22 protein-coding genes, 1 tRNA gene and 1 pseudogene are annotated in these 20,380 nt (G+C 69.3%); 9 read left to right on the forward strand and 15 right to left on the reverse strand.

All coding sequences use genetic code 11. The annotated features are described in order from the left end of the window. Positions 1-173: 173 nt before the first annotated feature. From V2S05_RS05345 to V2S05_RS05355, 3 genes and pseudogenes are all read right to left on the reverse strand, one after another. Positions 174-887 (reverse strand): annotated as a pseudogene (locus V2S05_RS05345) (DUF998 domain-containing protein); the annotation flags it as partial. A gap of 100 nt (positions 888-987) precedes the next feature. Further along, on the reverse strand, positions 988-1,494 hold the full coding sequence (locus V2S05_RS05350; RefSeq protein ID WP_413634288.1) for a metallophosphoesterase family protein: 507 nt from the start codon (positions 1,492-1,494) through the stop codon (positions 988-990). A gap of 82 nt (positions 1,495-1,576) precedes the next feature. Then, entirely contained in the window at positions 1,577-2,815 is a 1,239-nt protein-coding gene (locus V2S05_RS05355) for a chondroitinase family polysaccharide lyase (RefSeq protein ID WP_413634289.1), read from the reverse strand. A gap of 164 nt (positions 2,816-2,979) precedes the next feature. On the opposite strand from V2S05_RS05355, the gene V2S05_RS05360 reads away from it, so the two are divergent. Together V2S05_RS05360 and V2S05_RS05365 are read left to right on the forward strand one after the other, a co-directional pair. Beyond that, complete coding sequence (locus V2S05_RS05360; protein WP_413634290.1) at positions 2,980-3,966, forward strand: TerC family protein; 987 nt, start codon at positions 2,980-2,982, stop codon at positions 3,964-3,966. 69 nt (positions 3,967-4,035) lie between these two features. Beyond that, positions 4,036-4,437, forward strand: coding sequence for a VOC family protein (locus V2S05_RS05365; RefSeq protein WP_413634291.1), 402 nt, complete (start codon positions 4,036-4,038; stop codon positions 4,435-4,437). 21 nt (positions 4,438-4,458) lie between these two features. On the opposite strand, the gene V2S05_RS05370 is transcribed toward V2S05_RS05365, so the two are convergent. Beyond that, the gene (locus V2S05_RS05370; protein WP_413634292.1) at positions 4,459-4,833 is read right to left on the reverse strand and encodes a VOC family protein; all 375 of its coding nucleotides are present in this window, start codon (positions 4,831-4,833) and stop codon (positions 4,459-4,461) included. Between the two features lie 77 nt (positions 4,834-4,910). Between V2S05_RS05370 and V2S05_RS05375 the strand changes: the two genes are divergently transcribed. After that, positions 4,911-5,348 carry a MarR family winged helix-turn-helix transcriptional regulator gene (locus tag V2S05_RS05375; RefSeq protein ID WP_413634293.1) on the forward strand — a complete coding sequence of 146 codons (438 nt, stop codon included), beginning with the start codon at positions 4,911-4,913 and terminating at the stop codon, positions 5,346-5,348. Positions 5,349-5,405: 57 nt separating this feature from the next. Beyond that, on the forward strand, positions 5,406-6,650 hold the full coding sequence (locus V2S05_RS05380) for a DUF2254 domain-containing protein (protein ID WP_413634294.1): 1,245 nt from the start codon (positions 5,406-5,408) through the stop codon (positions 6,648-6,650). A gap of 67 nt (positions 6,651-6,717) precedes the next feature. Here the strand turns inward: V2S05_RS05380 and V2S05_RS05385 are convergent, their stop codons facing one another. Beyond that, the gene (locus tag V2S05_RS05385; RefSeq protein WP_413634296.1) at positions 6,718-7,416 is read right to left on the reverse strand and encodes a Type 1 glutamine amidotransferase-like domain-containing protein; all 699 of its coding nucleotides are present in this window, start codon (positions 7,414-7,416) and stop codon (positions 6,718-6,720) included. Positions 7,417-7,523: 107 nt separating this feature from the next. Next, positions 7,524-7,597: transfer RNA gene (locus V2S05_RS05390), tRNA-Pro, on the reverse strand. Between the two features lie 142 nt (positions 7,598-7,739). Here V2S05_RS05390 and V2S05_RS05395 point away from each other — a divergent pair. The 5 genes from V2S05_RS05395 to V2S05_RS05415 all read left to right on the forward strand — a co-directional run bounded on the left by V2S05_RS05395 (position 7,740) and on the right by V2S05_RS05415 (position 11,496). Continuing rightward, complete coding sequence (locus V2S05_RS05395; protein ID WP_413634297.1) at positions 7,740-8,324, forward strand: N-acetyltransferase family protein; 585 nt, start codon at positions 7,740-7,742, stop codon at positions 8,322-8,324. Positions 8,325-8,355: 31 nt separating this feature from the next. Then, a complete protein-coding gene (locus tag V2S05_RS05400; RefSeq protein WP_413634298.1) occupies positions 8,356-8,808 on the forward strand; it encodes a hypothetical protein in 453 nt (150 codons plus the stop codon). Between the two features lie 20 nt (positions 8,809-8,828). Beyond that, positions 8,829-9,497 (forward strand): lysoplasmalogenase family protein, encoded by a 669-nt coding sequence (locus V2S05_RS05405; RefSeq protein ID WP_413634300.1) that lies wholly within the window; start codon positions 8,829-8,831, stop codon positions 9,495-9,497. After that, positions 9,494-9,874 (forward strand): RNA-binding S4 domain-containing protein, encoded by a 381-nt coding sequence (locus tag V2S05_RS05410; protein WP_413634301.1) that lies wholly within the window; start codon positions 9,494-9,496, stop codon positions 9,872-9,874. Before V2S05_RS05405 ends, V2S05_RS05410 begins: the two co-directional genes overlap by 4 nt. Positions 9,875-9,942: 68 nt before the next feature. After that, positions 9,943-11,496, forward strand: a complete 1,554-nt coding sequence (locus V2S05_RS05415) for an HNH endonuclease (RefSeq protein WP_413634302.1) — start codon at positions 9,943-9,945, stop codon at positions 11,494-11,496. A gap of 71 nt (positions 11,497-11,567) precedes the next feature. Here V2S05_RS05415 and V2S05_RS05420 read toward each other — a convergent pair whose 3' ends face one another. The 9 genes from V2S05_RS05420 to V2S05_RS05460 form a co-directional block, all read right to left on the reverse strand. Next, positions 11,568-12,494: an NUDIX domain-containing protein gene (locus tag V2S05_RS05420; protein ID WP_413634303.1), complete on the reverse strand. Its 927-nt coding sequence runs from the start codon at positions 12,492-12,494 to the stop codon at positions 11,568-11,570. Positions 12,495-12,546: 52 nt separating this feature from the next. Then, positions 12,547-13,617, reverse strand: coding sequence for a Glu/Leu/Phe/Val dehydrogenase dimerization domain-containing protein (locus tag V2S05_RS05425; protein WP_413634304.1), 1,071 nt, complete (start codon positions 13,615-13,617; stop codon positions 12,547-12,549). A 103-nt stretch (positions 13,618-13,720) separates the two neighbouring features. Next, positions 13,721-15,241: a ribosome biogenesis GTPase Der gene (der, locus tag V2S05_RS05430; protein ID WP_413634305.1), complete on the reverse strand. Its 1,521-nt coding sequence runs from the start codon at positions 15,239-15,241 to the stop codon at positions 13,721-13,723. 2 nt (positions 15,242-15,243) lie between these two features. After that, positions 15,244-15,930 carry a (d)CMP kinase gene (cmk, locus tag V2S05_RS05435; RefSeq protein WP_413634306.1) on the reverse strand — a complete coding sequence of 229 codons (687 nt, stop codon included), beginning with the start codon at positions 15,928-15,930 and terminating at the stop codon, positions 15,244-15,246. Continuing rightward, entirely contained in the window at positions 15,923-17,047 is a 1,125-nt protein-coding gene (locus V2S05_RS05440; protein ID WP_413634307.1) for a prephenate dehydrogenase, read from the reverse strand. Before V2S05_RS05440 ends, cmk begins: the two co-directional genes overlap by 8 nt. Continuing rightward, positions 17,044-17,841 carry a pseudouridine synthase gene (locus V2S05_RS05445; RefSeq protein ID WP_413634308.1) on the reverse strand — a complete coding sequence of 266 codons (798 nt, stop codon included), beginning with the start codon at positions 17,839-17,841 and terminating at the stop codon, positions 17,044-17,046. The genes V2S05_RS05440 and V2S05_RS05445 overlap by 4 nt, the downstream gene beginning before the upstream one ends. Before the next feature lie 17 nt (positions 17,842-17,858). Next, positions 17,859-18,416, reverse strand: a complete 558-nt coding sequence (gene scpB / locus V2S05_RS05450) for an SMC-Scp complex subunit ScpB (RefSeq protein WP_413635244.1) — start codon at positions 18,414-18,416, stop codon at positions 17,859-17,861. A 223-nt stretch (positions 18,417-18,639) separates the two neighbouring features. Further along, positions 18,640-19,506 carry a segregation and condensation protein A gene (locus V2S05_RS05455; RefSeq protein WP_413634310.1) on the reverse strand — a complete coding sequence of 289 codons (867 nt, stop codon included), beginning with the start codon at positions 19,504-19,506 and terminating at the stop codon, positions 18,640-18,642. Further along, the gene (locus V2S05_RS05460) at positions 19,490-20,380 is read right to left on the reverse strand and encodes a ParA family protein (RefSeq protein ID WP_271637282.1); all 891 of its coding nucleotides are present in this window, start codon (positions 20,378-20,380) and stop codon (positions 19,490-19,492) included. Before V2S05_RS05460 ends, V2S05_RS05455 begins: the two co-directional genes overlap by 17 nt.

Genomic DNA, 20,380 nt, shown 5'->3' on the forward strand with positions numbered 1-20,380 from the left:
TGCGGCTGAGACGTCGCGCTCCAAGCATTCGCCTCGATTCGCCGTCGGCGCGGCCACCAGGCGGAGGTGGTCCGCGGTGCGTCCGACGCGTGACGGTGCGCGATCTGCTCGAGCAGGTGCACCCACCACAGGATGATCGCGAAGGCGATCGCCTCGAAGATCGTCAGCGAGATGACCTCGGCCTTCAACGCGGCGAGCGCGATGACCATCGTGACGCCGCTGATGATCGTGGCTCGGCGGAGCGCTCCTTCGAGCTGCCAGAGCAGAACACGGTGCGAGAGCAGCAGAGAAGCGAACGAGAGCACCGCGCCGTTGGTGGCCCGCTCGTGGGCGATCGGGTCGACCGACAGCGGGTAGGCGCCGATCGCGAGCAGGCTGATGCCGAGGCCGGCGATCGCCGGGGGCATCACACGCATCGCGACCTGTGAACGCCGCGAGTGCGGCATCACTCCGGTCAGGCGGATCCGCAGCATCCACGACGAGCCGGCGATGATCGCCCCGCTCGCGACGAGCCCTCCGTTGAACGCGAAGCTGGAGAAGTCGCCCATCATGCCGAGCCTGCTGAAGTACAGTCGCCACCAGTCCGGGTCGGTCGTGGTCGCCGCCGACACGAGGATGCACCCGCAGAGCAGCAGCGCGGCGCACAGCACCCACGTGAGCCGGGGCACCGCCCGCCCCAGCGGGGACGGCGGAGCGGGGAATTCTGCGGCGCGCACGCCGATCGCCGGTACCGTCAGCAGAGCTTGCCCACTCATCCGTCCGCCCATCACCCGCGCAGGAGAGACGCGGGTAGAGAGTCCCCCCGGAAGCGCGATACACATGCGGAGCCACTCGAGAATACTCCGCTTCTTGGAGCCTATTGGGCGATGCCGAGTTCCGGCGACCATTATCACGGAATAACTGGCGGTGATATGGTTCGCCGCGCTTTCAGAGAATCGCTCGCGGTGGTCCACCTCGGTTCACCGGCAGCGGTTCACCGGCAGCGGTTCACTCGTCGCGGTTCACCGGGATCAGCGTGACGTCGAGCGCTCCCCCGTCGATGCGCACGCTCATCATCGTGCACGCCGGCTGACGGCGCCGATCGGTCGGCGACCCGGGGTTGAGCAGACGCAGGCCGCCTGCCGTGACGGTGTCCCACGGGATGTGCGAGTGCCCGAAGACCAGCACGTCGGTGTCGGCGAACGCCTGATCCATGCGCTGCTCGCGCTTCGCCGCCGGGCCCGTCTCGTGGATGACGGCGAAACGAGCGTTTTCGACGGTGAAGCGCGCGATCTCGGGGAGCCGCTCGCGATGTTCGGGCCCGTCGTTGTTGCCGTAGACGCCGTGGAACTCTCGGGATCGCGATTCGATGAGATCGAGGGTGGCGATGTCGACCCAGTCCCCCGCGTGCACCACGACATCCGCGACGTCGATCGCGTCGAGCACAGCGCGCGGCAGTCGTCTCGCACGCGCCGGGATGTGCGTGTCGGCGAGCAGCAGCATCGTCGTCGTCATGGTGCCGCCAGTATCCCACCGACGCCGGCCCGAGCGCGTCGCCGCGGTTCACCGCATCCCTACGAAGTACCTGCGCCGGCTCTCACCCGATGGCGGTCATGGTGAGATCGCGCGAGGCGCCGTCGCGGCAGGTCACGGCGACCCTCGTCGTGTCGCCCGCGAGCGTCACCGTAACGTCGTCTGCGTCGCACGACCACCGCCCCGAGGTGCGCAGCGAGCGCTCGGTGAAGCGGGTGAGGGCGGCCAGCAGCCGGCACTTCTCGTCGTCGGTCTCGGCGCCGACGGCGCAGATCGCCATCGGCTTCAGCAGGGTGTTCTGCACATCAATGATGCCGCCGTACTCGGCCGGGTCGCTGAAGTCGTGCGTGAGCCGGCCCAGCCCGACGAACCAGGCGAGGTTGTCCATGGCGCGCCGCCACAGCCCGGCTTCGGCGAGCAGCGGCTGCACGACAAGGAACGAGTCGGCTGCCTCGCGGTACTGGTAGCCGATGTGATGGATCGTGCCCTGCGCGCTGCCCTTCGCGAATCCCTGGTCTTCGAGGTGGGCGTACATGCGCAGGTAGAGCTCGTCGAACTCTGCCGACGCCGCGGCCCCGGCGCTGCGCGCCTTCGCCGAGGCGGCGGCGATCGCGCGCATCCGCGTGCCGTACGCGCGCAGCGCCACCGCCGATGCGAGGGTCATCACGTCGGCGCGGATCTCAGCAGGGAGGATCGCCGACTGGTAGCCGTTGATGTACGAGCCCGGACCGACAGGGGCATCCGAAGCCCGTGCCGGGACGCCGAGCTCGTCGACCTGTTCCTTCGCCTTCGCCAGCCCGGCGGCGGTCACGTCGGCGGCGACCGTCGCCGACTTCAGCAGCGCAGCGCGGATGCCGGCGAGATCGCCGAGCCCTTCGGCAGGCGGGAAGGATGCCGCGGCGAGGTCGTCGTCGAAGCGCATCAGGTCGAGCCAGTGGCGGTTGTCGGCCTCGACGATCTCGGGCTGCACGAAGGGGGCCTGGCGGTCGGGAGTCGGGTGATCGGGGCGTATCTCGGTGTTCAGCACCACCTGGTCGATGAACAGGGTGCCCGAACGCCGCGGCGCGATGAAGCGCACCCGGTTCATCGCCTGGTCCATGCCCGCGGTGTAGCGGCTGGCCTGATACCGCAGCGGCTCTTTGATGGTGAGCACGCCGCCGGGCGCGTGCTGCCACTTCAGGCTGTGCGCGCCGACCTTGCCGCGCTCGCCGCGAACCCGCGTCGTGAGATCTGCATTGACACTCCTCTTGTCGAACTTCGCTGTCGTCTCGGAGGCGACGATCCCAGCGTGTGAGGAGCGCATTCAAGATGCATTGCGACAGCGATTACACTTGTCATCACAAGGGGAGTACTCCCGCGCGGTGGCTCGTCACCACGGATGCACGTCGCATCCCGGTCCACCGGTTCCCGATTCGGGCACGGAGAAGACCTTGGCGTCATCCGTTCGCCTCAGGTCAGGAGACCCCTTTGGAAGTCACGCCCCTCGTCTGGATCGTCACGGTCGCGGTGACCGTCGCGTTCTTCGTCTACGAGTTCTTCACGCATGTGCGAAAGCCGCACGAGCCGACCATCGCCGAGTCGGCCCGGTGGTCGGCGTTCTACATCGCTCTCGCGCTGTTGTTCGGCGTCGGAGTCGGAGTGGTCTCGGGCTGGACTTTCGGCGGTGAGTACTTCGCCGGCTACCTGACCGAGAAGGCGCTGTCCATCGACAACCTCTTCGTGTTCCTCATCGTGATGTCGAGCTTCGCCGTGCCGAAGATCTATCAGCAGAAGGTGCTGATGATCGGCATCGTGATCGCGCTCATCCTGCGCGGCGTGTTCATCGCGATCGGCGCCGCGCTGATCGAGAACTTCACCTGGGTCTTCTACCTCTTCGGAGCACTGCTGCTCGTGCTCGCCTGGCACCAGGCGTTCTCGCACGGCGACTCGAACGTCGTCGACGGCAGGTTCATGCGCTTCGTCCGCAAGCATCTGCCGGTGACGGACGAGTACCACGAAGACAAGCTGACCGTGCGCAAGGACGGCCGCCGGTGGGTGACGCCGATGCTGCTGACCATCGTCGCCATCGGCTTCGTCGACCTCATCTTCGCCGTCGACTCCATCCCCGCGATCTACGGGCTGACCGAGGAGGCGTACCTCGTCTTCACCGCCAACGTGTTCGCCCTGATGGGGCTGCGACAGCTCTTCTTCCTGATCGGCGGCCTGCTCGAGCGACTCGTGTACCTCGCCCAGGGCCTGGCCGTGATCCTCGCGTTCATCGGAGTGAAGCTGCTGATCCACGCGCTGCACAAGAACGAGCTGCCCTTCATCAACGGCGGCGAGCCGATCACGGTGATCCCCGAGATCCCGATCTGGCTGTCGCTGCTGTTCATCGCGGGCACGATCGCGGTGGCGACGGTCGCGAGCCTCCGGAAGACGCGGGTCGACGACCGGTCGGCGGTGGATCGGGTCTGATGCCGTCGGCGGCGCGGAACGGTCGCAGAAGCAGTGGAAATGCGCCGGCGGCGAGCGCACCATTGCCTCATGAGCGCATTCGACCCGGAGCGGGTCTTCAGCGGCTTCAGCGTCGATGATCTCGACGTCGCCCGCACGTTCTACGGCGAGACGCTCGGCATGCCGGTCTCGAGCAACCCGATGGGCTTCCTCGAGATCGGTCTGCCGCAGGGCGGCTCGATCCTCGTGTACGACAAGCCGGACCATGTGCCGGCGACGTACACCGTTCTGAACTTCGAGGTGGCCGACATCGATGCCGCCGTCGATGCTCTGAACGCCCGCGATGTGGTCACCAAGATCTATACCGACCCCGACTTCGGCACCGACGAGAAGGGAATCGCACGGATGGGACCGGACGGCGCGTCGGGCCCGGAGATCGCATGGTTCAAGGACCCCGCCGGCAACGTGATCTCGGTGCTGGTGACGCCCTGACGGGTGCTCACCTCACCGTACTCAGCCGCCGGCGTGAACGGTGATGACATAGCCGTCGGGATCACGAAAGGAGAACTGCAGGCCGAACGGCCCCTCGATCGGCTCCTGCACGACCTCGACTCCCGCATCGACCAGTCGTGCGTGCACGCCCGCCGCGTCGGCACTGTAGAACCAGACGCCGATGCCTGCGCCGAGTTCGGGGATCGCATCGAGATCCACACCCGGGAACGGGTCACGGACAGCGAACGCGACATCTCCCGCGGAGAACACGGTCGCGGCGGGGTTCGAACCCGGGAGCGGGGTGAGTCCGACGAGGTCCTGGTAGAACTTCGCGGAGGTCGCTCGATCTCGTACCTGGAACGAGACGAAATCGGGTCCGGCGGTGGTGGCTTCCATGAGTGAGCTCCTGTTCTGCTCGATGCTTGGGTGTCAATATGCTGACACTTTGAGCAGTCGTGTGTCAAACTGTTGACATGGATGCATCTGACCGAAGCCCGGAGGCGCTGGGCGTGCTGATCAAGGAGACGCAGTCGCTGTTGAATCAGCGGATGGATGACCGGCTTCGCCCGCTCTCGCTAAGCGTGCCGCAGTACGCGTGCTTGACCGCACTGCAGACCACTCCGGGCATCACCGGTTCCGAGCTCGCCCGACGGGCGTTCGTCTCCCGCCAGTCGATGAACGTGCTTCTGCAGGGTCTGGAGAAGCGCGGGCTGGTGACGCGTTCGACCGATCCAGGACCCCGGCGAGAGCGGAGCGTGGTTCTGAACGCCGCCGCGGAGCCGCTTCTCGCCCGCGCGCATGAGGAAGTCTCCTCGGTTGTTCAGCTGATGACCGCGGATGTCGAGCCGGTGGAGCGCGCGCGTCTTCACGAGCTTCTGTCTCGTTGTAGGGACGCGCTGCTGGTCAGCTGACGACACCGCGGTGCGGCGCGGTCACAACGGTGCGTCCGACCGTGTTGAATGAGGCGCATGACGAGCACCTCTGGCGGGAGTCTTCTGGTTCACCTGCAGCGCGCGCTGCGCACCGTCTGGGCCAGGGCGATCGGGTTCACCGTCGTCGCAGTGCTGTTCGCGTTGGCGGCCGGAGTCGTCGGCGCCTGGATCCCGTTCGAAGTGACGGTGCAGCTCGGCCAGAACTCGGTCGACTCGATTCTGCAGATCATCGCGACCGCCATGCTCACCGCGACGACCTTCTCCATCACCGCGATGGTGACGGCGTACTCGTCGGCGACGACGATCGCCACACCCCGGTCAACCAAGCTGCTCATCGCCGATCCGACCTCGCAGACGGCGCTCTCGACGTTCACTGGCGCGTTCGTGTTCGCTCTCGTCGGCATCATCGCCCTGTCCACGGGGTACTACACCGAACAGGGTCGCACCATCCTGTTCTTCGGCACGCTGGTGGTCATCGGCGTCATCGTGATCACCCTGTTGCGCTGGATCGGTCACCTCGCCCGATTCGGGCGGATGGCCGACGTCATCGATCGGGTGGAGGATGCTGCGACCTCCGCGCTGACCTCGCACATGCGCCGCCCGACGCTCGGCGCCCGCGAGCTCACTCGCATGCCTGCAGCCGGTTTCCCCGTCGCCGTCACCGACGCTCGTTACGTGCTCGCGATCGACGTCGCACGACTCGACGCGCTCGCGCAGGAGCACGACTGCGAAATCTACGTCGCAGCGACACCCGGCACGATCGCCGACACGCTGCATCCCCTGGTGCATGTGAGCGTGCCACCCACGCAGTCGCTGCGCGAACAGCTTCCGGCCGCGTTCACTCTCGGACGCCACCGCGACTACGACCAGGACCCTCGCCTGGGCGTCATCGCCCTCGCCGAGATCGGCAGCCGCGCTCTGTCACCGGGAACCAACGACCCCGGCACCGCGATCGAGGTGACTGCCGCCCTGCAGCGAGTCTTCAGCACGGCGTTCACGACCGACACTGATGAGGCCTCGCAGATCGACCACGATCGCGTCTGGATGCCACGCGCGCGGGCGCGCGACCTCCTCACCGACGCCTTCCGGCCTCTCGCCCGAGACGGCGCCGGGTTCGTCGAAGTCCTCATCCGTCTTCAGAAGTGCCTCGCCGCGCTCGCCGAGACGTCGCCCGAGCATCGAGCGCTCCTGCGTGAGCTGAGCGGGGAGGTGAACGCACGAGCTCGCGAGGCTCTGCCGCGACGCGAGCGGGCCGCAGTGCGTGACGCCGCCATGGGATAACGCCGCCTCTCACGGCGTCGTCCGCATCCCGCGCGCGACCGGGCCCGGTGGCTCGGTCGATCTGAGGTCACCGGGCCGCGACGAGTGAACCATCGACGCCGTATCGCCGCCACCGGCCAGACGAGATGACGGTCGGCTCCTGTGCCGGATCGCGAATGAGGAGCGCGGTGTCATCGTCGACGAACCAGACCTCCTGGTTCGAGCGGTCAGCGCCTCGCGCGAACCGCTCCTCTGCATCGTCGGGCGTCCAGTCCGCGCCCAGGTGCCCGGCGAAGAACCAGTCGAACAGCGCAACGGCAGGTGCGACCGTCTTGAGCCCGAACAGCTCGAGTTCCTCTTGATCATCGAAGTCGGCGGGCCAGCGATGCAGTCGGCGGGCGAAGATCATCGACCCGGCGCTCCACCCGATGTACACCTTCTCGTGCAGCAGCTCCGCGAGCACCGGCGCCAACCCCGTCGCCTGCCAGGCGTGTGCCGCCCACAGATTGCTGCCGCCGTACCCGATGATCGCATCCGCCGAGCGCAGGCGCGATTCGACGAGGGCCGGCGGACCGGCGAAGAGCGATGCCACATCGAACTCGGCCCACCCCAGCGAGCGCAGGCTCGCGAGGTGCTCGACGAGCGTGGAGTTGTCACCCGGAAAGCCGAGGATGCCGTCGATCACGACGATGACGCGGGACTCGGCCAGGGGCTTGTCGAGCAGATCGACGAGCGCTTCGTGAATGGCGTCGTTGGCTATGCCGTTCGACGTGAAGAGCATTCGCATCGGGCCATAGTAGAGCAACGTGAGCACCGCTCCACGTGCGCGAGCAGGCGTGACGAGAGGGCCGGATCCTGGCGGATCCGGCCCTCTTCGCTACGTTTACGTTTACGTCGGGCTGACAGGATTTGAACCTGCGACCCCTTGACCCCCAGTCAAGTGCGCTACCAAGCTGCGCCACAGCCCGTGGCAGTCCGCGCTTTCGCGCGGGCAACTCCACTATCGTAGCCGACGGATTCGGCCACCGCGAACCGGCACCGCCGGGCGTGGCGCACCGCGCGCCGACGCGAGGCGTTGCCGATGTCCGCGCCCCCGCGTAGCGTGCCGACATGGCGACGATCACCATCGAACCTGCGACGATCCCCCGCTGGGATGACGTTCAGCGTGCATTCTCGGGCGGCGGCGACGGGCGCAGCTGCCAGTGCATCTGGCCCGTCGTGCGCAACAGCGTCTGGCAGACGACGACACTCGAAGAGCGACGCGACATGCTCCATGCCGAGGTCGCGGCCGGCCCTCCCCCTGGCCTCATCGCCTACGTCGACGATGAGGCTGCCGGATGGATCCGCGTCGGACCACGCACCCTGCAGCAGCGCATCCTGCACACCCGGGCCATCGCCGCGGCGACCGCCGAACCCCTCGACGACGACTCCGTCTGGGCGGTGACCTGCTTCGTGGCCCGCAGTGAGCACCGCGGGAATGGTCTGAACGGCCGACTCCTGGCATCCGCTCTCGACTACGCGCACGAGTCCGGCGCACGCCTGCTCGAGGCGTACCCGGTCGACACCTCCACCGGCTCGCACTGGTCGAACGACCTCTACCACGGCACCGTCTCCACCTTCCTCGCGGCCGGATTCGAGCTCGGTCCGACGCTGACCGCAGGACGAGTACTCGTGACGCGCGGTCTGGCCGACTGATCGCCGGCCACTTCGGCGCTACGGTAACCGCATGAGCACCCAGCACGCGGCCATCGAAGACCCGCAACTCGGCACCCTCTCCCGCGCCGAGACGACGCTCGACGATGGCGACGTCGTCACGCACGACTGGTATTCGGGCGCGCTGACGATCGACGGCCGCGAACTCGAGCTGATGATCGACGGGGCCGACGTCGACCAGGTGGGCAGCCTCATCCCTCGCGTCCACGCGGTCGTGGCCGACCTCGAGGGCATCCGCCGCCGGGCATCCGATGCGATCATCACTCACTTCAGCGACGGCGAGCCCTCGCCGGACGAGCTGGAGACGGGATCCGACGATCTCGTGCTCGACACCCTCGAGATCACCGATGACGCGACCGTGCTGCACTTCACCGACTCCTGCGGGCGGCACTTTCCCGATGGTTACTGGCCGGCCGTGCATCTCGGGCTCGACGGCACCATCGGCGAGGTCACCGTCGAGGGCTGACCGCTGAATACGATGGTTGGATGCCTCGCAGCATCCGTCCGCTCGACATCGCCGTCTGGACGCCGTACGTCGTTCTGGCTATCATCCACGTCATCGCACTGGCGACACAGAGTCCACTCGCGGCACCGACGAAGCTGACGCTCATGCCGCTGCTCGCGCTGCCCGTGGCCGCCGCAGCCCCGCGGCTGCGTCCGCGCGTCACCGTCGCGCTTCTGCTGACCGCGCTGCTGCTCTCGTGGCTCGGCGACGGCGCTGGCGCGTTCTTCCCCGGAGGCCCCGAGCTGCCGCTCATGCTGCTCTTCTTCGGCCTCGCGCACGTCGTCTACATCGTCGTCTTCCTGCGATTCGCCTCGATCCGCCGACTGCCGCGGTGGGCGCTGCTCTACGCCGCCTGGTGGATCGGGATGCTGGCCGTCGTCGGTCCGCACGTCGGCGGCCTGTTCATCGCCGCGGCGGCGTACGGCCTGGTGCTCGCCGGCACGGCCGCGACCTCCGCCCGCGGCAACGCGGTCATCACCACAGGTGGCGCGCTCTTCCTCGCCAGCGATTCGATCCTCGCCTTCCGCCTCTTCCTCCCCGACGCGATGCCGGCCTGGACCAGCCCCGCCGTGATGCTCACTTACACCCTCGGGCAGGGGCTGATCATCGCCGGTGTGATCCGCACCCTGCGATCGGAGAAGGACGGATGATGGATGCCATGAAGCCCGTACGGGTCGACAGCTGGCTGTGGGCGATCCGCATCTACAAGACCCGCTCCGCCGCCACCACCGCCTGCCGTGCCGGACACGTGCGCGTCGGCGGCGAGCGCACCAAGGCCGCGCAGACCGTCAAGCCCGGCGACGAGGTGAGAGTGCGGATGTCGGGATTCGACCGCATACTCATCGTCAAGCAGACCCTGTCGAAGCGCGTCGGCGCTCCGGTCGCGGTGACGGCGTACGAAGACCGCACTCCCCCGCGTGAGCCGTCGGCCATGCTCGCCGTGCGCGACCGCGGAGCGGGCCGGCCGACCAAGCGCGAGCGGCGTGAGATCGACCGGCTGCGCGGTCGCGATCCGCACGACGACTGACTCGCCGAGTTGTCCACAGGCGGGCTGCACGCCGCCCGAATGTCGTACGTATGTTCTACTCTGAACTCATGGCGAACGAGATGCAGGCTCTCATCGAACGGCGCATCGCGCTGCTCGACGAGTGGGCGGTGAAGCAGCGTGAGATCGCGGCGCTGCAGGCCGAGGCGTCGGACCTGCTCGCTCGTCGGTGGGAGCTGTGGCAGGAAGAGGTGTCGGCCGCACCGCAGCACCGGGATGCCATCGAGCGGTCGATGATGGCCGAGTACGCCGCCGCAGGCCGTGTCGCGCAGGGTTCGATGACGTTCGCGTTCACCGACGCTCATCTGCTGGCGACGGAGTTCGAGACGGTGCGTGCATCGTTCGCCGCAGGGCGCATCACCCCTCACCACGTGCGCGAGATCCTGCGCGAAGCCGGGCCGGTGCGCGAGGCGATCGAGACCGGTGCGGTCGAGGCCGGCACCCTGCTGCTCTACGAGGCTGCCGCCCTCGAGACAGCCGAGAACGACACCGCGGCGCGCACCCGGGCACAGGCGCGCCGCATCGCCGCAGCGCTGGCAGGGTCGACGATCGTCGAGCAGCATGAGCGCGCTGCGGCCGAGCGCACGGTCACGGTGCGCTCGATCGGCGACGGGCTCGTGCTGCTTCAGGCTGTCCTCCCCGAGCATCTGGGAGTCGCCATTCTCGACCGGCTCACCAGGATGGCCCGGCACATGCAGAAGCACCCTGAGGACCGCGACCCTGACCTCGGCCCGTCGGAGCCGGAGGACGTCGGGCTCGACCCCGAGACCCTGATGCCGCTGGACGGCCGCAGACCGGATGCCGACGGCGACCTGACAGAGGGCGCGATCTTCGGATCGCACACCTTCACGGCCGATCCGTTCGAGCCGCCCCTCGACCCGAGGCTTCACGATGACAGCCCCTGCATCACCCACGTCCCTGCCGACACGAGGACGATGGATCAGCTGCGCACCGACCTGTTCACCGACCTGCTGCTCGCGTCGATCCCCACCGAGGCACACGGAACGGGGCTCGAGAGCATCCACGCCACGATCCAGGTCACGGTCGCCGCCACGACCCTCGTCGGAGAGGACGATCTCCCCGCCGAACTCGACGGATGCGGGCCGCTGGACCCGGCCGTCGCCCGCTCGCTCTGCGGTCTCGGCACGGGTTGGACGAGGCTGTTCCTCGACCCCGCCGGCATGGTCGTCGAGACCGACACCTACACGCCAACCGAGCAGATGCGCCGGTTCCTGCGGGCGCGGGATCAGCACTGCCGATTCCCCGGATGCCGTGCTCCGATCCACCGGTGCGAGATCGATCACAACGACGACTGGGCGCTGGGCGGAAAGACCCACATCGACAACCTCGCGCACTTCTGCGCCAGACATCACCCGCTCAAGCACCCTGACATCCCCGACAGTCATCGGTGGTACGCCCGCCAGCTTCCCGACCGCTCGGTCGAATGGGTCAGCCCGAACGGGCGGCGCTATCGCGACAGGCCGAACCGTCGGGTGATGTTCGTGCCCTCGGTCGAGCCACCGGGTCCGCCGGACTCACGCGAGCGGGGCGATCCGTCGGACTCACCCGGACCGGGCGGTCCTCCGGAGCAGGCGCCGTTCTGATCAGCTGCGGTCGGGTGGGGGCGCGCATCCATCTGGCGCAGCAGCCGCCGTTCTGATCAGCTGTCGTCGGGTCAGGGGCGGGCATCCATCTGGCGCAGCAGCCAGCCGGCCGGCTCGACCCGCGCGCCGACATCGTCGAGCCGCGCGGCGAGTCCTCGGTCGCTGGTCACCGCGATCACCTCGGCTCCATCGACGCCGAGGCGGCGGGCCTCCGCGACGATCGCATCGTCACCGGCACCCTCGGCGCGGACGATGGCGACGCGGGCGCCGTGCGTCTGGTGGCGGGCATCCGGGATGTCGCGGGCGGCGCCCTCCACGACCATCGACACCGGGGGGAACCAGCGATCGGCTTCGAGGCTTAGCTCGTCGGCCTCCACCCCGGCGGCGGCCCAGGCCGACAGCCGCGCGTGCAGCCGCGAGGCGGCACCCGCGCGATCCTTCCACCAGCCGTCCGGCACCGAGCCGACGACGTTCGCCGCGTCGACCACCACCGCCGGATGCACGGTCAGCAGCGAGCGCAGCAGCGGCCACGATGCCGCGAACCCCGGGTGCAGCGGCCGCTGATCGACCTCGTCGACCGCAACCCACTCCAGGGCGAGGCTCTCGGGATCGCTGATGACCGGATCGAACGGAGCGAGCACATCGGCGACGACCGTGGTGTACGACCAGATCCGCAGGTCGAGCACCCGCGCGAACCGTGCGTGCAGTGCGCCGTCGGGGATGCCGGCCTCCTCCTGCGCTTCCCGCAGAGCACCGTCGAGCGCCGTCTCGTCCCGGTGCAGCGCCCCACCGGGGATCCCCCAGGTGCCGCCGAAGTGACTCCATCCCACCCGGTGCTGCAGCAGCACGCCGCGCGACGGGTCGACGGCGAGAACCCCAGCCGCGCCGTAGCGGCCCCAGTACTTCTCCCCCGTCTCGGCGACGACCCACGCGTCTCCCGGGTCCTGCGGCCCGTGCGGGCGACGCGGCTCATCGGGGGCCGGGGGAACGATCGTCACTCCCCCAGCTTTTCATGCCGCGACGCCACCGGCACGACGGACGCCGAGAAGATCAGCGTGCGGCGACCGCGGCCCCTGCCCGCAGCCGTGACGCGGCGAGCTCCTCGGCGGCGAGCAGCGGCGTCACACCCCGGGCCTCGGCGTCGTCGAGGATCCGGCGCACGGTGTCCCCGATCCCGGCCACGCGCTGCATGATCTCCTCGCTCGATCCGATGCGCTTCGCCTCGAGGTCGAGGTAGATGACGCCACCGGCGTTCACGACGAAGTCCGGCGCGTACAGCACACCGCGCTGCGCGAGACGGTCGGCACCCGACCGATCGGCGAGCGGGTTGTTCGCGGGACCGCACACGGCCTTCACCTGGAGCGCGTCGATGACCTCGTCGGTGAGCACACCGCCGATGCCTGCCGGCACGAACACGTCGCCGGCGATCAGGTGCTCGGTGCCGGGCTCGACCCAGGTGGCCCCGATCTCCTCGGCGAGCGCCCGGCGGGCGGGGTTGATGTCGGTCACCGTCAGCTGCGCTCCCTGCTCGGCGAGGCGGGAGGCCAGTCGACCACCGACCTGTCCGAGACCCGAGATCGTGATGCGACGGCCCGCGGCCTCCGCCGAGCCGGTGACCCGCTCGAGCACGGCCTGCAGAGACGCGTACACGCCGAGGCTGGTGGGGCCCGCCGGCTCACCCGAGCCGCCCACGGTCGACGGCAGCCCGACCACGTGCTGCGTGCGCTCGCTGACGGTGAGCATGTCGTCGGTGGTCGAGCCGACATCCTCCGCCGTGCGGTACAGCCCGCCCATCACCTCGACGGCGTCGCCGAGGTCGAGGAAGGCGTCACGACGACGGTCGGCGTCGAGCGTGTCACCGGGCGCGAGCCCGATCACGGACTTGCCGCCCCCGGCATCCAGACCCGCCGCCGCGTTCTTCAGCGTCATCGCCGCCGACAGTCGCAGCGCGTCGCCGAGCGCATCGCTCCAGTGCGGATAGGTCCACAGCCGCGCGCCGCCCAGGGCGGAGCCGAGCACAGACGAGTGCAGCGCCACGGCGATGAACAGCCCGCTGCGCTGACCGGTGATCACCTCCACGCGCTCGTGGGTGAAATCGGGCAGGGGCAGGGTGTGCGTCATCGCAGTCTCCATCGCGCGGGCCTCGTGGGCGGTGCATCGGACGCCGCGGTGTTGCGGCATCCGACGCCATTATCCCGCCGCAGACGCGCGGAGAGCCAATCGGTCAGCGCTGGCGACGCTCCCGCACGCGCATGTTGATGACGATCGGCGTGCCCTCGAACTCGTACAGCTCGCGCAGGCGCCGCTGCACGAAGCGGCGGTAGCCGGGGTCGAGGAATCCGGTCGTGAAGAGCACGAACGTCGGCGGACGCGTCGACGCCTGGGTGCCGAACAGGATGCGCGGCTGCTTGCCTCCGCGCAGCGGGTGCGGATGGGCGGCGACGAGCTCGGTGATGAACGCGTTGAACTTGCCGGTCGGGATGCGGCGGTCCCAGTTCTCGAGCGCCTGCTCCAGGGCGGGCACGAGCTTGTCGAGGTGACGACCGGTCTTCGCCGAGATGTTCACCCGCGGAGCCCAGGCCACGTGCGCGAGGTCCTGCTCGATCTCGCGCTCGAGGTAGCGGCGCCGGTCGGCGTTCTCCATGTCGTCGTCCGACAGACGGTCCCACTTGTTGAACGCCAGCACGAGCGCACGGCCCGATTCCAGCACCATGTCGATGATGTTCAGGTCCTGCACGCTGATCGGCTGCGACACGTCGAGCACGACGACGGCGACCTCGGCCTTCTCGAGCGCGGCCGACGTGCGCAGCGACGCATAGAAGTCGGCACCCTGCTGCAGGTGCACACGGCGACGGATGCCCGCGGTGTCGACCAGACGCCACATCTTGCCGCCCAGCTCGACGATCTCGTCGACCGGGTCGCGGGTGGTGCCCGCCAGGTCGTTCACGACCACGCGCTCCTCGCCGGCCGCCTTGTTCAGCAGCGACGACTTGCCAACGTTCGGACGGCCGATGATCGCGACGCGGCGCGGACCGCCGATCTCCGCCTTCGCGACGGCCGACACCTCGGGCAGCTTCGCGATGACGAGGTCGAGCAGGTCGGCCACGCCGCGGCCGTGGATGGCCGAGACGGGATGCGGCTCGCCGAGACCCAGGTTCCACAACGGCGCCGCCTCGGGCTCCTGGCGTGCGTCGTCGATCTTGTTCGCGACGAGGAAGACCGGCTTGCCGCTCTTGCGCAGCAGCTTGACCACGTGCTCGTCGGTAGAGGTGGCGCCGACCTTCGCGTCGACGACGAACAGCACCATGTCGGCGAGGTCGATCGCGACCTCTGCCTGCGCTGCGACCGAGCGGTCGATGCCCTTGGCATCCGGCTCCCAGCCGCCCGTGTCGACGAGCGAGAATCGACGATCGCTCCACTCGGCCTTGTAGGTCACGCGATCACGCGTGACGCCGGGGGTGTCTTCGACGACCGCTTCACGGCGGCCGAGGATGCGGTTCACCAGCGCCGACTTGCCGACGTTCGGGCGGCCCACGATCGCCACCACGGGCAGGGCGGGCGAGTACTCGATGCCGTCCTCGCCGAGGGCGACGCCCTCCAGCAGCGCGGCGTCGTCTTCTTCGAGCTCGTAGTCGCTGAGCGATGCGCGCATCGCGGTGGCGCGCTGCTCGGCGAAGTCCTCGTCGAGCGAGGCCATCTTCTCGGCGAGATCGTCGGGGGCGCCGGTGTACTCTTCATCGGCCATGTTCAAGCTCCTCTGTCAGCGTCGCGCCGCTGGGCGATCACCGCGAGCACGGCGTCGATGGTCTGCGCGAAATCAAGTTCGGTGGAGTCGACCACGTCAACGCCCTCCGCGGCGTTGAGGAAGTCGACGACGGCGCTGTCGGACGCGTCGCGCTTGTGCAGCGCGTCCGCGACAGCGGCGGCATTCTCGCCCGCGAGCTCGCCGGCGCGCCGGGCGGCGCGTACCTCCGGCGCCGCGGTGAGCAGGATCCGCACAGGCGCGTCCGGCGCCACGACGGTGGTGATGTCTCGTCCTTCGACGATCACGGCCGGGTAGTCGGACTCGGCGACGATGCGGCGGAACATCTCGTTCACCTGCACCCGGATCTCGGGCACCCGGGCGACACCGCTGACCGCGCTCGACACCCGCGGCTCGCGGATGGCCGCGGTCACGTCGGCGTCGCCGACGCGCACGATCCGGTCGTCGGGGTCGAGTCCCTGCGAGAAGGGGAAGTCGGATGCCGCGGCGCGGACCGCGTCGGCATCGGCCGTGTCGTCGCCACGGTCGAGCACGTACCACGCCAGCGCGCGGTATGCGGCACCGGTGTCGAGGTAGCCATAGCCCTCGCGACGCGCGATCTCCTTCGAGACGCTGGACTTGCCGGAGCCGGCCGGTCCGTCGATCGCGATGAACTTCGAAGCGTCAGTCATTGGTGTTCCCCGCAATCCGCCAGCCGCGCTTTTCCAGCCCCTCGATCGCGCCCCGCAGCGCGGCCGGTGCCACGCTGATCTCGGCGAGACCGAACTGCGCGCCCGGAGAGTGCTCCAGGCGCAGGTCCTCCACGTTCACGCCCAGCTCGCCCAGCTCGCCGAACAGGCGTCCCAGCTGACCGGGGGTGTCGTCGACCATGACGACCATGGTCTCGAAGTGCCGGTTCTGGCCGTGCTTGCCCGGCAGGCGCTCGACACCCTCGTTGCCCTGGCGGATGGCATCCGCCACCGTGCGCCGGGCCCCCGGCGCATCCGGCTCGCGAAGCGCGTCGGCGACCTCCTTGAGGTCGACGGCCAGCGCGTCGAGCAGCTCGACGACGGGCGCGGCGTTCGCGCCCAGGATCTGCACCCACAGCTCGGGGGCCGACGCGGCGATGCGTGTCGTGTCGCGCACCCCCTGGCCGGCCAGGCGCAGCGAGCCCTCCTCGGCCTCGGCCAGACGGCCGGCGAGCAGGCTCGCGACCACCTGCGGCACGTGCGAGGTGAGCGCGACCGAGCGGTCGTGCTCCTCGGGGGTCATCTCCAGCGGCATCGCGCCGACGTCGAGGGCGAGAGCCTCGACGAGGGCGAGATCGGCGGCGCGGGTCTCGTCATCGCGGCAGACCACCCACGGGCGTCCGATGAACAGGTCGGCGCGCGCGGAGATCGCTCCCCCGCGCTCGCGACCGGCGAGCGGGTGCGAGCCGATGTAGCGGGTGAGGTCGATGCCGCGACGGCGCAGCTCTTCGAAAGGCTCGAGCTTCACGCTGGCGACGTCGGTGACGACGGCGTCCGGATGCGCGCGGAGCTCGGCCTCGATGACATCGGCGGTGACATCCGGCGGCACGGCGACGACGATCAGTCGCGGCGCGTCGTCGTCGCGCGCGGCTCGGCCGGCGCCGTAGTCGATCGCGAGACGCAGCTGCGACGGCGAGGCGTCGGCGAGCACGACGTCGACGCCCTTGGCGCTGAGGGCATGCCCGATGCTGGAGCCGAGAAGGCCCGCCCCGACGACGCGCACCGTCCCCGAGAGCCGCGCGGCGTTCTGCGACGCGCGCACGCTGTGGGAATCGCTCACTCGTTCTCCTGAGGGCTGTCGTGCGCTCGGCGCTGCTCAGCGGCAGCGGGCGCCGGGGAATCCTGGCGCGACAGGGTCAGAAGTGCGCCTCGTTCGATTTTAGTCAGCTCGCGCGCCTTGCCGACCGGGAGAGTTCCCAGGTGCAGCGGGCCGAACTGGCGGCGCACGAGCTCGTCGACCGGATGCCCCACCGCCGCCATCATGCGCCGGACGATCCGGTTGCGTCCAGAGTGCAGCGTGAGCTCGACCAGGCTCGACCCGCGCGACACGTCGAGGAGCCGGGCTTTGTCGGCCTTGATCGGTCCGTCGTCGAGCTCGATCCCCCGGGTGAGCGTGGCGATGGTCTGCGCGGTGACCGCCCCGGACACCTTCGCGATGTACACCTTCGTGACTCCGAACGACGGGTGCGCGAGCACGTGGGCGAGCTCGCCGTCGTTGGTGAGGATCAGCAGGCCGCTCGTCTCGGCATCCAGTCGCCCGACGTTGTACAGCCGCTCGGGCCACTCCTTCGTGAAGCGGCGCAGGTCGGGTCGGCCGTTCTCGTCGCGCATGGTGCTGACCACGCCCGTGGGCTTGTTCAGCATGACGTAGCGCTTCGAGACGTCGAGCTGGACGGCGGTGCCGTCGACGTCGACGAGGTCGGTCTCGGGGTCGATGCGGGTGCCGAGCTCGGTGATCGTCCTGCCGTTGACACGGATGCGCCCCTCGACGATGTACTGCTCGACGACGCGGCGCGACGCCACCCCGGCGTTCGCGAGCGCCTTCTGCAGCCGGATGCCCTCTGGCTGGTCCATGGGGGGCCGGTCTGTGCTCATCGGATGATTCCCTCTTCGAATCCGTCGGCGCCGTCGTCGAGCAGCGGCGAGATGGGCGGCAGATCGTCGATCGAGTTGATGCCGAGGTGCTGCAGCAGCTGGTCGGTGGTGCCGTAGTTGATCGCGCCGGTCTCGGAGTCGGCGAACAGCTCGGTGATGAGCCCGCGCGCGAGCAGGGTGCGCACCACCGAGTCGACGTTGACGGCGCGGATGGACGCCACCTGGCCGCGCGTCACGGGCTGCTTGTACGCGATGACGGCGAGGGTCTCGAGCGCGGCCTGGGAGAGCCGAGCCGGCGCCTGCCCGCCGATGAAGTCCGCGACGAGATCGTCGTGGTCATCGCGCACGTACAGCCGCCAGCCACCCCCGACCTCGCGCAGCTCGAAGCCGCGGCGCGGCCCGGCGCCGCGCCCGTCGTAGTCGTCTGCCAGCTGCCCGAGCACCTGCCGTACTGCCGGAACGGGCGCGTGCACGGCGGCGGCCAGGGCGACGACACCGATCGGCTCGTCGACGATCAGCAGGATCGCCTCGACGCGCTCGGCCAGCGGCGACACGGCTGTCGCGGCGGCGCCGGCGGCGTCGGCGTCGTCGGCGTCGGCGTCGTCTGCGTCGGCGGTGTCCGCGTCGGCGATGTCCGCGTCGGAGATGTCCGCGTCGGAGATGGCGGCATCAGCGATGTCTGCGTCGGCGGTGTCTGCGTCGGCGGTGTCTGCGTCGGAGATGTCTGCGTCGGCGGTGTCCGTGTCAGCAGGCCGCGCCGCTGTGCGGGCATCAATCTCATCGGTCATAGTCTGCTCCCAACGTGGCCAGCTGCTCGTCCGACCAGCTCTCGGCCGACCAGCGCAGGGTCAGCTCGCCGAGCGGCTCGAGCTGCTCGAACGACAGCGCGGCGTGGCGGTACAGTTCGAGCACCGAGATGAAGCGCGCCACCACGATGCCCGGCTCGCTGATTCCCGCGACGAGCTCGCGGAAGGTCAGCGATTCGGTGCTGCGCAGCAGCGTCACGACGATCGCGGCCTGCTCGCGGATGCTCACCAGAGGCGCGTGCAGGTGATCGAGTCCGACGCTCGGCAGCTCCTTCGGCGTGAGCGCCATCAGCGCGAGCGCGGCGAAGTCGGCGGGCGTCAGCGTCCACACCAGCTCGGGCGTCCGACTTCGGTGCTTCTCGTCGAGCGGCACGGCGCGCACATGCCGGCGCTCCTCCCGCTGCAGGCACCGCGCGAACCACGCCGAGACCTCCTTGAACGCGCGGTACTGCAGCAGCCGCGCGAACAGCAGGTCGCGCGCCTCGAGCAGGGCGACGGATTCGGCATCCACCAGCTCGCCCTGCGGCAGGAGTCCCGCGATCTTCATGTCGAGCAGGGTGGCCGCCACGACGAGGAATTCCGACGCCTGGTCGAGCTCGGCGTCGCCGTCGAGCTCTTTCAGGTACGAGATGAACTCATCGGTGACCCGGCTCAGCGAGACCTCGGTGATGTCGAGCTCGTGCTTGGAGATGAGGGTGAGCAGCAGGTCGAACGGTCCGTCGAAATTCGACAGGGAGACCCGGAAGGCGTCAGGCGGCTCGGCGCGGCGGCCGGGCTCGTCTGGCTGGGTCGCTGAGCCTGTCGAAGCGCGCTCGACCGACTCAGGCGACGGCGCCACGGGCGACCAGCTCCCGCGCCAGTCGCAGATACGCCTGTGCTGCGGCGTGCTCGGGCGCGAACTCGGTGATGGGAACGCCCGACACAGACGCGTCGGGGAACTTCACGGTGCGACCGATCACGGTTTCGAGGACGTCGTCACCGAAGGCCTCCACGACGCGCTCCAGCACCTCGCGCGAATGCAGCGTGCGCGGGTCGTACATGGTGGCGAGCAGGCCGTCGAGCTCGATGGCGGGGTTGAGCCGGTCGCGCACCTTGTCGATGGTCTCGATCAGCAGCGCCACACCGCGCAGGGCGAAGAACTCGCATTCCAGAGGGATGAGCACGCCGTGCGCCGCCGTCAGCGCGTTCACCGTGAGCAGGCCGAGCGACGGCTGGCAGTCGATGAGGATGACGTCGTACTCGCCCGACACGTGCCGCAGCACCCGGGAGAGGATCGTCTCGCGGGCCACCTCGTTGACGAGGTGCACCTCGGCTGCCGAGAGGTCGATGTTCGCCGGCAGGACGTCGAGGTTGGGGACCGACGACTGCACGATCGCCTCGCGCGGGTCGCGCTTGGTGTCCAGCAGCAGGTCGTACACGGTGGGCACGTCGTGGGTCTGGATGCCCAGGCCCGCCGACAGCGCGCCCTGCGGGTCGAAGTCCACGGCGAGCACACGCCGGCCGTACTCGGCGAGAGATGCGGCGAGGTTGATGGAGGTCGTCGTCTTGCCGACTCCGCCCTTCTGGTTGCACAGCGCGATGATGCGCGCCGGGCCGTGCGAGGCGAGCGGCGCGGGCGTGGGGAACCCCTGATAGGGACGACCGGTCGGGCCGATGGGGGTGTCGTCACCCTTCGTCGCCTTCGACCTGCTCTTCGTCACCTTGTCCGCCAT

This window comes from Microbacterium sp. OR16 (genome assembly GCF_047306725.1).
GTDB lineage: Bacteria > Actinomycetota > Actinomycetes > Actinomycetales > Microbacteriaceae > Microbacterium.

Excerpts from the sequence above, each read along its gene's own strand:
- V2S05_RS05370 (WP_413634292.1), bottom strand. The coding sequence starts at position 4,833 with ATGGAAGCCACCACCGCCGGACCCGATTTCGTCTCGTTCCAGGTACGA.
- der (WP_413634305.1), bottom strand. The coding sequence starts at position 15,241 with ATGGCCGATGAAGAGTACACCGGCGCCCCCGACGATCTCGCCGAGAAG.
- V2S05_RS05385 (WP_413634296.1), bottom strand. The coding sequence starts at position 7,416 with ATGCGAATGCTCTTCACGTCGAACGGCATAGCCAACGACGCCATTCAC.
- V2S05_RS05410 (WP_413634301.1), top strand. The coding sequence starts at position 9,494 with ATGATGGATGCCATGAAGCCCGTACGGGTCGACAGCTGGCTGTGGGCG.
- V2S05_RS05395 (WP_413634297.1), top strand. The coding sequence starts at position 7,740 with ATGGCGACGATCACCATCGAACCTGCGACGATCCCCCGCTGGGATGAC.
- V2S05_RS05445 (WP_413634308.1), bottom strand. The coding sequence starts at position 17,841 with ATGGACCAGCCAGAGGGCATCCGGCTGCAGAAGGCGCTCGCGAACGCC.
- cmk (WP_413634306.1), bottom strand. The coding sequence starts at position 15,930 with ATGACTGACGCTTCGAAGTTCATCGCGATCGACGGACCGGCCGGCTCC.
- V2S05_RS05380 (WP_413634294.1), top strand. The coding sequence starts at position 5,406 with ATGACGAGCACCTCTGGCGGGAGTCTTCTGGTTCACCTGCAGCGCGCG.
- V2S05_RS05415 (WP_413634302.1), top strand. The coding sequence starts at position 9,943 with ATGGCGAACGAGATGCAGGCTCTCATCGAACGGCGCATCGCGCTGCTC.
- V2S05_RS05425 (WP_413634304.1), bottom strand. The coding sequence starts at position 13,617 with ATGACGCACACCCTGCCCCTGCCCGATTTCACCCACGAGCGCGTGGAG.
- V2S05_RS05365 (WP_413634291.1), top strand. The coding sequence starts at position 4,036 with ATGAGCGCATTCGACCCGGAGCGGGTCTTCAGCGGCTTCAGCGTCGAT.
- V2S05_RS05350 (WP_413634288.1), bottom strand. The coding sequence starts at position 1,494 with ATGACGACGACGATGCTGCTGCTCGCCGACACGCACATCCCGGCGCGT.
- V2S05_RS05460 (WP_271637282.1), bottom strand. The coding sequence starts at position 20,380 with ATGGCGGACAAGGTGACGAAGAGCAGGTCGAAGGCGACGAAGGGTGAC.
- V2S05_RS05375 (WP_413634293.1), top strand. The coding sequence starts at position 4,911 with ATGGATGCATCTGACCGAAGCCCGGAGGCGCTGGGCGTGCTGATCAAG.
- V2S05_RS05355 (WP_413634289.1), bottom strand. The coding sequence starts at position 2,815 with ATGCGCTCCTCACACGCTGGGATCGTCGCCTCCGAGACGACAGCGAAG.
- V2S05_RS05405 (WP_413634300.1), top strand. The coding sequence starts at position 8,829 with ATGCCTCGCAGCATCCGTCCGCTCGACATCGCCGTCTGGACGCCGTAC.
- V2S05_RS05400 (WP_413634298.1), top strand. The coding sequence starts at position 8,356 with ATGAGCACCCAGCACGCGGCCATCGAAGACCCGCAACTCGGCACCCTC.